General features: G+C 62.2%; 12 protein-coding genes. 7 read left to right on the top strand and 5 right to left on the bottom strand.

What is annotated here, in order from left to right:
- Positions 1-111 precede the first annotated feature (111 nt).
- Positions 112-366: a hypothetical protein gene (locus tag QQK16_RS17815; protein ID WP_284197829.1), complete on the top strand. Its 255-nt coding sequence runs from the start codon at positions 112-114 to the stop codon at positions 364-366.
- Here the strand turns inward: QQK16_RS17815 and QQK16_RS17810 are convergent.
- The 5 genes from QQK16_RS17810 to rarD form a co-directional block, all read right to left on the bottom strand.
- Complete coding sequence (locus QQK16_RS17810) at positions 346-507, bottom strand: hypothetical protein (protein WP_284197828.1); 162 nt, start codon at positions 505-507, stop codon at positions 346-348. The two genes, QQK16_RS17815 and QQK16_RS17810, sit on opposite strands and share 21 nt — an antisense overlap.
- A 9-nt stretch (positions 508-516) precedes the next feature.
- Complete coding sequence (locus QQK16_RS17805) at positions 517-1,908, bottom strand: DEAD/DEAH box helicase (RefSeq protein WP_284197827.1); 1,392 nt, start codon at positions 1,906-1,908, stop codon at positions 517-519.
- A 576-nt stretch (positions 1,909-2,484) separates the two neighbouring features.
- Complete coding sequence (gene trxC / locus QQK16_RS17800; RefSeq protein ID WP_284197826.1) at positions 2,485-2,916, bottom strand: thioredoxin TrxC; 432 nt, start codon at positions 2,914-2,916, stop codon at positions 2,485-2,487.
- Between the two features lie 23 nt (positions 2,917-2,939).
- Positions 2,940-3,422 (bottom strand): SRPBCC family protein, encoded by a 483-nt coding sequence (locus QQK16_RS17795; RefSeq protein ID WP_284197825.1) that lies wholly within the window; start codon positions 3,420-3,422, stop codon positions 2,940-2,942.
- Positions 3,423-4,251: 829 nt separating this feature from the next.
- Positions 4,252-5,130: an EamA family transporter RarD gene (rarD, locus tag QQK16_RS17790; RefSeq protein ID WP_284197824.1), complete on the bottom strand. Its 879-nt coding sequence runs from the start codon at positions 5,128-5,130 to the stop codon at positions 4,252-4,254.
- Positions 5,131-5,359: 229 nt separating this feature from the next.
- On the opposite strand from rarD, the gene QQK16_RS17785 reads away from it, so the two are divergent.
- From QQK16_RS17785 to QQK16_RS17760, 6 genes are all read left to right on the top strand, one after another.
- Entirely contained in the window at positions 5,360-6,466 is a 1,107-nt protein-coding gene (locus QQK16_RS17785; protein WP_284197823.1) for an NADH:flavin oxidoreductase/NADH oxidase, read from the top strand.
- Between the two features lie 31 nt (positions 6,467-6,497).
- Positions 6,498-6,674 (top strand): hypothetical protein, encoded by a 177-nt coding sequence (locus QQK16_RS17780; RefSeq protein ID WP_284197822.1) that lies wholly within the window; start codon positions 6,498-6,500, stop codon positions 6,672-6,674.
- The gene (locus tag QQK16_RS17775; RefSeq protein ID WP_284197821.1) at positions 6,674-6,967 is read left to right on the top strand and encodes a hypothetical protein; all 294 of its coding nucleotides are present in this window, start codon (positions 6,674-6,676) and stop codon (positions 6,965-6,967) included. The genes QQK16_RS17780 and QQK16_RS17775 overlap by 1 nt, the downstream gene beginning before the upstream one ends.
- A 140-nt stretch (positions 6,968-7,107) precedes the next feature.
- Positions 7,108-7,959: an alpha/beta fold hydrolase gene (locus QQK16_RS17770; protein WP_284197820.1), complete on the top strand. Its 852-nt coding sequence runs from the start codon at positions 7,108-7,110 to the stop codon at positions 7,957-7,959.
- A gap of 8 nt (positions 7,960-7,967) precedes the next feature.
- Complete coding sequence (locus QQK16_RS17765; RefSeq protein ID WP_284197918.1) at positions 7,968-8,741, top strand: substrate-binding periplasmic protein; 774 nt, start codon at positions 7,968-7,970, stop codon at positions 8,739-8,741.
- 67 nt (positions 8,742-8,808) lie between these two features.
- On the top strand, positions 8,809-10,260 hold the full coding sequence (locus QQK16_RS17760; RefSeq protein WP_284197819.1) for a hypothetical protein: 1,452 nt from the start codon (positions 8,809-8,811) through the stop codon (positions 10,258-10,260).
- The last annotated feature ends 13 nt before the right edge of the window (positions 10,261-10,273 follow it).

Raw genomic sequence — 10,273 nt, 5'->3', positions numbered from 1 at the left:
TGGCAGGTAATCACCGGGCACCATCATTTACCCAAGTTTGACAGGCATTTTGGCTCGTGCCTGTCGTGCTGAGTACTAGGTCATGCGCGTATCAACAGCGGGTGCGGTGCAATGCGCTATGAACTGTTTGAACGCAATGGCAGCTGCATTTACCTGAATCGGCGTGATAACTCCGATGCTTTGCGCGGCTGCTTCCAGGTGCGCCTTTATGAGACGAGTGGTCAGCAACGCCAGAGCCGCATGGACCTTAACTTGGATGGATTGCCTGATGCCTTGATCGAGATTGTGTCAGGACGCAAAAAAAGCCGGCACATGGTGCCGGCTTTCTACTTAGCTGCTTGCAGCCTATTTGGGCGCCTTCTTTAGCAGCGCACCCAGCAGGCCCTTGGGTTCCGGGGCCGCTGCCTGGCCGCCCGAGGCCTTGCCGAAACGATCGGGTACATCGCTCTTGGCTAGCTTGGTGTTGATCTTCAAGCCGCGCAGCTTTTCCAGTTCAACTTTCTTCATGCTTTATCCTCAGTGATGACGGCCGGTAGGGCGGCGTCCTACGCCGGGTCCCCGGCTATTATGGTTGCCCGCCTGGGCTACCGGTTGGCGCGACTGGGTCTTGCCCTGGCCTTGGCTGCCAGCGGGCTTGCCGCTGCCACTGCCTTGGGGCTGGCGTGGTTGACCACTGCCACCACCGCTGCGGCCGCGCCCCTGGCCTTGACCCTGACGGCCACCGCCGCCGGAGCGCTGCTGGATGGGTTCGGGCTTGGCATGGGGATCGGGCTCGAAACCCGGTACGATCTCGCGCGGTATCTCGCGCTTGATCACACGCTCGATATCGGCCAGCAGCTTCTTCTCGTCCACGCAGACCAGCGATACGGCCTCGCCCTCGGCGCCGGCACGGCCGGTGCGGCCGATGCGGTGCACATAGTCTTCGGGCACATTGGGCAGTTCGTAGTTCACCACATGGGGTAGCTGATCGATATCAATGCCACGGGCGGCGATATCAGTGGCCACCAGTACCTGCAGGGTGCCATCCTTGAATTCACTGAGCGCACGGGTGCGAGCACCCTGGCTCTTGTTGCCGTGGATGGCCAGGGCGCTGATGCCATCCTTGTCCAACTGTTCGGCCAAACGGTTGGCGCCATGCTTGGTGCGGGTGAAGACCAGCACCTGGAACCAGTTGTGTTCCTTGATCAGGTGCGCCAGCAACTGGCGCTTCTTATCGCGGTCCACCGGGTAGATCTTCTGGGCGATGGTATCGGCGGTGGCATTGCGGCGCGCAACCTCGATCAGCTCTGGCGATTGCAGCAGGCTGTCTGCCAGGGCCTTGATCTCGTCGGAGAAGGTGGCCGAAAACAGTAGGTTCTGCCGTTCGCGTGGCAGCAGCGAGAGTATCTTCTTGATATCGCGGATAAAGCCCATGTCCAGCATGCGGTCGGCTTCATCCAGTACCAGGATCTCGACCTTGGAGAGATCCAGCGTACCTTGCTGCACGTGATCCAGCAGTCGGCCAGGCGTGGCGACCAGGATGTCGACCCGGCTGCGGAGTTGCTTGATCTGCGGGTTGATGCTGACGCCACCAAACATGGTCATGGACGTCAGCTTGAGGTATTTGCCGTAGTTACGCACGGACTCTTCCACCTGTGCTGCCAGCTCGCGGGTGGGGGTCAGTATCAGTGCGCGTACCGGTGGGCGGCCAGTGGAAGGGCCCTTGGCGGCGCGGTTGGCCAAGCGGTGCAGGATGGGCAGGGTAAAGCCGGCGGTCTTGCCAGTGCCGGTCTGGGCGCCTGCCAGCAGGTCACGGCCGGTCAGTACGGCAGGAATGGCCTGCAGCTGGATGGGGGTGGGCTCGGTGTAACCGAGTTCGGTAACGGCGCGAACGATATCGTCGGACAGGCCGAGATCAGCAAAAGACATGGAAACTCCGGGGCATCGGCCTGGCTCCGCGATGGAGCGCCAGTCTGCGGCGGATGACGAAGGGTATACAGCGGGAGTGCAGGGCACCAAGAGCGGTGAAGACCTGAGCGGATACGAAGACTGGAGCGTATCCGGCGGCGCCAGTATACCAGCTTGGTACAATCTGCACTTTGCTGTTTTGCAACAATCCTGTAAAATCAGTTTGTTATGCTTGACAAGGCATAATCAAAGCGCGGCGCCGTTGGGGTGCCGTGGGCCGGAGCAGGCGAAGTTTCACATTAGCTATGTGCCTGTGGCCGGTGGTTGTCAGTGAAATAAGGCAAGGGTTGCAACCGCCCGCGTACAGCTACCGCCCAGGTCTCACGACTTGTGACGGGATGCCGAAAGTGAAAGGAGCGTTATTATGGGTTGGTTAATCTACCTATTCCGACGTTAAGCCCGATTGGGTCCATCCCATCTGGGCGTCGTGTCCTGCGTCAGCAGGGGTTCCGACGAAAAAGCCGCGACGGTGCGTACCGCGCGGCTTTTTTATATGGGCTGAGGCCTGGACTCAGGGTTGCAGCCTGATGCTGCCCTCTATGGCTTGCTTGCCAGTTGGCTTTCCGCCCAGGCCAGCAGCTGTGGCGCACTCATCACACCGCTTTGGCGGGCGATCTCCTGGCCCTGATACATCAGCAGCAGGGTGGGGATGCTGCGTATGCCGAAATAGCGGCTGGCGGCAGGAGCCGCATCGCTGTCCACCTTGGCAAAGCGTATGCGTGGCTGCTGCCGTGCAGCTTCTTCAAAATGGGGCGCCATCATCTGACATGGGCCACACCAGGCGGCCCAGAAGTCAATCAGCACGGGCAGCTCGGTGTTGGCCAGAAAACCCGGCAGGTTGGCATCACTGATGTCCACGGGCTCGGCCGCCATCAGCGGCTGTTTGCATTTACCGCAACTGGGGCCATCGTCCAGGCGCTCATCGGGTATTCGGTTGGTGGCGCCGCAATACGGGCAGGCTAGATGCATATTGTGTTCTCCCTTGGCGTCAATCAATCCAGCTGGCCTGTTTCGACCAGCTCCCGTATCCAGCGTATGGCATCGATATCGGTATCACGATAGGCCGACTTCACATAGTCGGCAAAATAGGCGTCGCCGGCATCGGTATCCTGCGGGCCAGTTTCTGGCAGCGCAGTCTGGTAGCTGAAACGCACGAACAGGGCGCCCGGATTGGGCTCCTCAATGGTCATGGTAAAGCTGCCGCCTTGATGCTGTGCACTGGGCGCGGTATCGAAATGGATACGGACTTCGTCTTCCAGCGTGATGTGATCCTCTACCCGTAGCGGCCCCAGCTGCATATCGCGCTTGAGCCAGCCGTCACCACGTGCCGTGATGGCTACCGATTCAACCCCGACCAGGAACTCTTCCGGTTTTTCTACCCTGCGCAGCAGGCCTCGCCAAAGCTGGTTGCGACTGATGACCGAGAGCAAGGGGTCGTTGGCGTCGTTGATCTGGACGATATGTTCGTAATGCATGGTGTGCAGTCCGGCAGATGGATGCCCGATTATAGGGCACTTCCAGTTGCGTCAGACCGATGGTGGTGACAGACACTCATGCCCAGCCTGACACCGGTCGCATTGGCAGCGGGTTGCCGCAGCCCAGCGGCTATAGTGCTATCAAGTCACTCCCACGGAGGCAGGCCATGCGACGGTACATGCCGGCGGCGCTATTGTGCTGGCTGGGCGTGGCCTGGGCCCAGCCGTTGCTTGATCTGCCGCAATGGTTAGCACCGGGGTTCCACGGGTGCCTGGGTAGCATGTGCCTTTACGATATCGCCTGCCATTTTTTAGGTAGTGCCCCTGTCGAGCGTCAGCGAGGTTCCCCGCCGGCGGGCGGGGGTAGGGGTGGGAATCGATCAAGGTAGAGCCGCTGCTTGAGGTGCCACTATGGTTAGCACCCTGGCTCCCTGGGTGCCTGGGTAGCACGTGCGTTTACAATAGCGCCTGCCATTTTCTAGGTAGTGCCCCTGTCGAGCGTCAGCGAGGTTCCCCGCCGGCGGGCGGGGGTAGGGGTGGGAATCGATCCAGGTGGAGCCGCTGCTTGAGCTGCTACTATGGTTAGCACCCGGGTTCCCCGGGTGCCTGGGTAGCACGTGCGTTTACGATAGCGCCTGCCATTTTCTAGGTAGTGCCCCTGTCGAGCGTCAGCGAGGTTCCCCGCCGGCGGGCGGGGGTAGGGGTGGGAATCGATCCAGGTGGAGCCGCTGCTTGAGCTGCCACTATGGTTAGCACCCGGGTTCCCCGGGTGCCTGGGTAGCACGTGCGTTTACGATAGCGCCTGCTACTTCAAGGTAGGCTCAAGCCCTCAAGCCAGGCGCACCTGCCGGCTGTTCCAGTAGCCTTCCAACGTATAGAGCGCCAGTGCCGACCAGATCACGGCAAAACCGATCAATTTGCCGGTGCCGAATGGTTCGTGCCAGAGGAAGACACCCAGAGCCATCTGCAGGGTAGGGCCTATGTACTGCAGCAGCCCCAGCAGCGACAGGGGAATACGGCGAGCGCCGGCGGCGAAAAGCAGCAGCGGTATGGCGGTGATGGGGCCGGCCGCCAGCAGCAGGGCATGTGTGCTGCTATCGCCATTGACGAAGCCGCTCTGCCCCTGTGACGCCAGCCAACCCAGCCAGGCCAGTGCAAACGGTGTCAGCAGCAGGGTTTCCAGCGACAGTCCTTCCAGTGCGCCCAAGGGGGCCGTCTTGCGCAGCAGGCCATAGGTACCGAAGCTGGCGGCCAGCAGCAGGCCTATCCAGGGCAACTGTCCGGCCTGTACCGTCAGCCACACCACACCCGCGGCCGCCACGGCAATGGCGCCCCATTGGCCTGGCCGCAGCCGTTCATGCAGCAGAAAATAGCCCAACATCACGTTGACCAGCGGGTTGATGAAATAGCCCAGGCTGGCATCCACCACGCGGCCGTCATTCACCGCCCAGATATAGATGAACCAGTTGATGGAAAGAATGGCAGCGCTGGCGATGAAGCGACCGACCACGCGCTTGTCCTGCAGGGCGGGCTTGAGCCAGCTCCAGTGCTTGCGGACAGCCAGCACGATGGCGAGGAACACCAGCGACCAGACCATGCGGTGCATGAGGATTTCCATCGCGGGCACATGTTTGATGGCCTTGAGGTAGAGCGGCAGCAAGCCCCAGATGAAATAGGCTGCGGCGGCGTAGAGTATGCCGGTCTGCATGGAATGAAACTCCCCAGTGTGAGGCGGAATGATGCGCCCTATGGCTGCCGCCTGCACGTGACAGCCAGGTGACACCCTTGTGCACTGTCATGGTGGCTGCGCCCTGCCAATTGTTGACAGTGCGATTGCTGAGCCAGATTCAATGGTGGCCGAGAAAACCTCGATTGAGTCCTGATCGGGCGCCGCGCAGAATGCGGCGCATCACCTCTATCCACATCGGAGCGTATCCATGTCCTGTCTGTTTCAACCATTGACCCTGCGCGAACTGACCCTGCCCAACCGCATTGCCGTATCGCCCATGTGCCAGTATTCGGCCCATGAGGGCATGGCCAATGATTGGCATCTGGTGCATCTGGGAACCTATGCTGCTGGCGGCGCCGGTCTGATCATCAGCGAGGCCACTGCCGTGCTGCCGGAAGGGCGTATCAGTCCGCAGGATCTTGGCATCTGGTCGGATGACCATATCGCGCCGCTGGCGCGGATTACCCGATTTATCCGCTCGCAAGGGGCGGTGGCTGGCATACAGCTGGCACATGCGGGGCGCAAGGCGAGCTGCTACCGGCCCTGGTCGGGCAGCGGTGCCGTACCGCTGGATCAAGGCGGCTGGACCGTCGTAGGGCCAAGCGAGCTGGCCTTTGCAGATAACTATCCGCAACCCAAGGCACTCGATGCAGCAGGGTTGGCTGCCATTCCCCAGGCCTTTGCCGATGCTGCCCGACGCGCCCTGGCGGCGGGCTTCCAGGTGGCCGAGGTGCATGCGGCCCATGGCTACCTGCTGCACCAGTTCCTGTCGCCATTGAGCAATCACCGTACTGATGGCTACGGTGGCCGCTTCGAAAACCGGATTCGCTTGCTGCTGGAGACGGTGGAGGCGGTGCGGGGTGTCTGGCCCGATGGTTTGCCCCTGCTGGTGCGGGTTTCTGCCACCGATTGGGTGGAGGGTGGCTGGAATGCCGATGAGACCGTGGCACTGGCAGCCAGGCTGAAAAACCTGGGCGTGGATATGCTCGACGTATCGTCGGGCGGCAGTGCATTGGCACCACAGATACCGGTAGGGCCGGGCTACCAGGTGGACTTTGCGGCACGGGTACGGCGTGAGGCTGGCCTGGCCAGCGGCGCGGTCGGCATGATTACCGATGCTGCCCAGGCCGAGGCCATATTGGCGCAGGGGCGGGCTGATCTGGTGTTGTTGGGGCGGCAACTGCTGCGTGATCCGTATTGGCCCTTGCACGCAGCGGCCAGTCTGGGTTTGCCTGCCGCGTGGCCTGCCCAATACTTGCGCGCTGCGCCGCAGGGCAGCACGGCTCGTGCTACGGCCGACTACGCCCAGGGGTAGAATGGCGGCCTTGCCCAGAGAATTGCCGCTTATGCACCAGACCCCCCATCCCGGCACGCGTGCCGTGCTGTACCAACTATGCCGTGAGGACATGCCTGCGTTGCATCAGGCCACGCAGGACGCAGCAGGCCGGTGGCTGACGGGCTTGCTGGGCAATATTGTCCAGGCAGGGCTGCGGCGCGATGGTCAGATAGCGAGGGGGCATTGATGCAGGCAGAGGATAAGCCTGCGCTGGATATGCCAGTGCCGCGTGCCGTGGTGATAGGCCTGGTGCTGATCAATCTCGCCCTGGCGCTCAAGCCCTTGTTTGGCGGCTTCTCCGGCGAGCTGCTGCAGGCTGCGGCTTACGGCCTGTTCCAGCAGTTTGTGATGGTGCCGGCATGGTGTGTGGCCGGCGGGTTGGTGCTCAAGCTGCTCGACCGGCGTTTCAAGCTCAGCAATGCCTACCTGATAGGGCTGATTGCTGCGATAGCCTTTGCCATCAGGGCCATGCGTGGCTAACCCGCCGCCTATCGCCGGGCGGTCCACACCGCTTGGCGTGCCTATCCTGTGCATTCCTCACGGCCATTATTTCCCCGCAGGGCCGTGTCTCCAGCCTATAACTGAGTATCCCCCATACAGATGACTCGCAGGAGACACGCATGTCAGCACCTCGACTTGCCCATGTGCTGGTTGGCCGCGAAACGGGCGTATACCGTATGGCCTATCGGGAGTGGGGTGATGCGGCCAATCCACGGGTGGTGGTCTGCGCACACGGCTTGACCCGCAATGGGCGGGATTTTGAAAGCCTGGCCCATGCGCTGGCGGGCGATTTTCGGGTGGTGGCACCCGATGTGGTGGGCAGGGGGGAAAGCGATTGGTTGCGAGACCCCATGGGCTACCAGGTGCCGCTCTATGTACAGGACATGCTGGTGCTGATAGCCCGGCTCAATGTCGCTACCGTGCACTGGGTGGGCACCTCCATGGGTGGGTTGATAGGCATGATACTGGCGGCCATGCCGGGAACGCCCATTCGCCGGCTGCTGCTCAATGATGTGGGCCCGGTGCTGGCGGCAAGCGCCCTGGCGCGCATCGGCGAATACGTCGGCAAGGCGCCGGCCATGCCCTCTCGGGCGGCGGCAGAGGCGTATATCCGTGCGGTATCGGCGCCTTTTGGCCCGCACAGCGACGCGCAGTGGGCTTTTCTTACCGAGGTGATGCTCAAGCCGGACGGCAATGGTTGGCGCTTGAACTACGACCCCGGTATCGCCATACCGTTTCAGAAGGCGGCTGGCGATGACGTCAATCTCTGGCCGTTGTATGACAATATCCGCTGCCCTGTTCTGCTGACCCGTGGGGCCCAGTCGGATCTACTCAGCGTGGATACTGCCTGTGCCATGAGCGAGCGGGGGCCGAAGGCGGCGTGGGTGGATTTTGAAGGGGTAGGGCATGCCCCCACCTTTCTGCAGGAAGACCAGATTGCCGTGGCACGCAGTTTCTTGAAGGCAGAATAGGGCTGGTGATGTCTCGCCTATGGGTAGCGCTGCTGTGTTTGCTGGTACCGGCTACCACCTGGGCTGCGCCGGACAAGCTGATATTTGCCCTGCGCCCGCTACCCCCTTATATGGAAGTGACTCCGACGGGCTATGCAGGCTCCCACGTGGAGATCATGGCGCGCTTGGCCGAGCGCCTCAAGGTAAAGCTGGAGATCGTGGAGTGCCCCTTGGTGCGTTGCCTGCGCATGCTGCAGGAAGGGACGGCCGATGTCACCATGGGCCTGGCCATGACGGCAGAGCGTGAACCCATGATGGTGCTGCTGGAGCCACCCTATGCGGCTGGGTCGCCCACCTATTTCTTTCTGCGTCGTGATGAAAAGCGCAAGGTAAGGAAGTACGAGGATCTGTATCCCCTGCGCCTGGGCGTGATTCGGGGGCTGCACTACTTTGATGAATTCGATGGCGACAGCAAGCTCAAGAAGGATGAAGCACCTGACCTGATGACCAATTTCCGCAAGCTGGTGGCTGGCCGGGTGGATGTGGTACCGGCCGGTGCCAATGTGGCCGCCACCTTCCTGCAGAACCCACAGTTTGCCGGCAGGGTCAAAGCGGCGGAATGGGTGCGGCCCAACAAGGTCATGCGCTATGTCTCGATGTCGCGGACCTCGCCGTGGAAGGATGAGCGCGGCCGCCTGGAGCAGGCGCTTGCTGCCATGGTGGACGCTGGCGAAACAAAGGCTATTCTGGAGCGCTATGAAACGGCTTTTCTGGCAGCCTGCAAAAAGGCCCGCCGTTGTTGATAACTACCCTGTACCTGAAGGCGCACAAGCCTGAGAATACTGTCCATCCCTGAGTAGACATAGCCCGATGTTTGACCGCCTGCTACCAATTTTCCAGACCGACACACCCATACGTGAGTTGCGCCTGATTCTGGAGCGCTTGCCTGGCCAGCCCGTGATTGCGGCGCTGGATGGCCTGGCGGAAGCCTTGCGCGAGGGCATGGCGGCATCACCCAGCGGCCCGGCGGCCCGCAAGCTGATAGATGCGCTGGATCCAACTGCACGGCAATGGGCTGATCAGGCACTGGAGGAACTGGCGGCCAACAAGGACAATCCGGTACGACGTGACATGACCGGCAAGCGCCTGGCCTTGCTGGCCGACCAACTGGCCAATGCCAGCTATATCGAAGCGGTACGCGAGACGGTGCAATTGCAGAAGGGCACCGGACGTATCGGTGACCTGCGTGACTGGGCTGCCGGATATCTGCATTGGTTGGGCCTGGCCCACACGGCCAGGGCGCTGTATGACCCGCAACAGGCGGCAGTGATTTGGGCGGGACCGGTGGACATCTACCTGGCGCTGGTGCGGCACGGGGTATTGGGCCGCCATATCGGCGACAGCAAGGATGAGCCGGCCCGTGCCCTCGCCTATCTGCTGCTGAGTCATGATGCCTTTGCCGTGGTGGAAGGCCATGAGGTGGCATTGGCTGCGCGTTGTTGCCGCCAGCTCGCCGGCCATGTCTTTGTTGCCCCGGATTTTCACCGCTCGACGCCCCTGGTCATGGACCCGGATGCCAATGAGGCCAGCCGCCTGGTGGGCTGGGGTGGGCCCAGTGCGGCATCACCCGCGCTGTGCTTTGGGCTGGAGGCGGTGGCGCAGCAGGCGCGTTATGCACAGTCGGTGCTGCAGACAGGCGGCTTGCTCGATTGGCTGCCCGCCAATGCCCAGCCCGATGTGTTCGACAAACTGGTGCATGGCTGGGTGGCGCGTAGCGGGCGTTGTCCCAATATTGTCGCCTCCCGCTTGGGTCAGTTGCAGACTGCCTTTGATTTCCTGCGCATACGTGGCCTGTTGGGCCAGAAGAACGAGCGCATGCTGGAGAATGACCCTTACCTGCGCCGCGCGCAGGTGGAGGACATAGACGAGAACGGAGTGGGCCTGTTGTTGCCCGGTGATAGTGCCGCGCTGCTGGCCTCTGGCTTGATGGCCCTGCAGATGCCGGGGCGCGGGTGGTGGCTGGCGCGGCCGGTACGCAGCCTGCCCCAGGCCGATGGCTTGTTGTTCGTCACGGCACGCTGGCTGGGGCAGGAGGCACAGGCCATACGGTTGATTCCAGTAACGGGCGATGGCCAGCGGGCGCTCTATCTGCAACCGGGGCCAGCCAATGGTTACGAGGCCATCGTACTGCTCGACCACGACTGGCTGGCCACCGACCTGCCATGCCAGGCCGAATTGGGGGACAGCAGCCTGACTCTGGTGCCCACCGCCCCGGAGCCACTGGGGCCGGCGCTCTGGTGCTACCGTTGCCGACAGGTGTAGCAGGCCCCCGGCT

Source organism: Chitinimonas prasina (genome assembly GCF_030160395.1).
GTDB lineage: Bacteria > Pseudomonadota > Gammaproteobacteria > Burkholderiales > Chitinimonadaceae > Chitinimonas > Chitinimonas prasina.
The sequence above is the reverse complement of the archived record's forward strand: the minus strand, read 5'-3'. Positions and strand labels throughout refer to the sequence as shown.

Coding starts and splice junctions, on each gene's coding strand:
- QQK16_RS17815 (WP_284197829.1), top strand. CDS start 112: ATGCGCTATGAACTGTTTGAACGCAATGGCAGCTGCATTTACCTGAAT.
- QQK16_RS17810 (WP_284197828.1), bottom strand. CDS start 507: ATGAAGAAAGTTGAACTGGAAAAGCTGCGCGGCTTGAAGATCAACACC.
- QQK16_RS17805 (WP_284197827.1), bottom strand. CDS start 1,908: ATGTCTTTTGCTGATCTCGGCCTGTCCGACGATATCGTTCGCGCCGTT.
- trxC (WP_284197826.1), bottom strand. CDS start 2,916: ATGCATCTAGCCTGCCCGTATTGCGGCGCCACCAACCGAATACCCGAT.
- QQK16_RS17795 (WP_284197825.1), bottom strand. CDS start 3,422: ATGCATTACGAACATATCGTCCAGATCAACGACGCCAACGACCCCTTG.
- rarD (WP_284197824.1), bottom strand. CDS start 5,130: ATGCAGACCGGCATACTCTACGCCGCCGCAGCCTATTTCATCTGGGGC.
- QQK16_RS17785 (WP_284197823.1), top strand. CDS start 5,360: ATGTCCTGTCTGTTTCAACCATTGACCCTGCGCGAACTGACCCTGCCC.
- QQK16_RS17780 (WP_284197822.1), top strand. CDS start 6,498: ATGCACCAGACCCCCCATCCCGGCACGCGTGCCGTGCTGTACCAACTA.
- QQK16_RS17775 (WP_284197821.1), top strand. CDS start 6,674: ATGCAGGCAGAGGATAAGCCTGCGCTGGATATGCCAGTGCCGCGTGCC.
- QQK16_RS17770 (WP_284197820.1), top strand. CDS start 7,108: ATGTCAGCACCTCGACTTGCCCATGTGCTGGTTGGCCGCGAAACGGGC.
- QQK16_RS17765 (WP_284197918.1), top strand. CDS start 7,968: ATGTCTCGCCTATGGGTAGCGCTGCTGTGTTTGCTGGTACCGGCTACC.
- QQK16_RS17760 (WP_284197819.1), top strand. CDS start 8,809: ATGTTTGACCGCCTGCTACCAATTTTCCAGACCGACACACCCATACGT.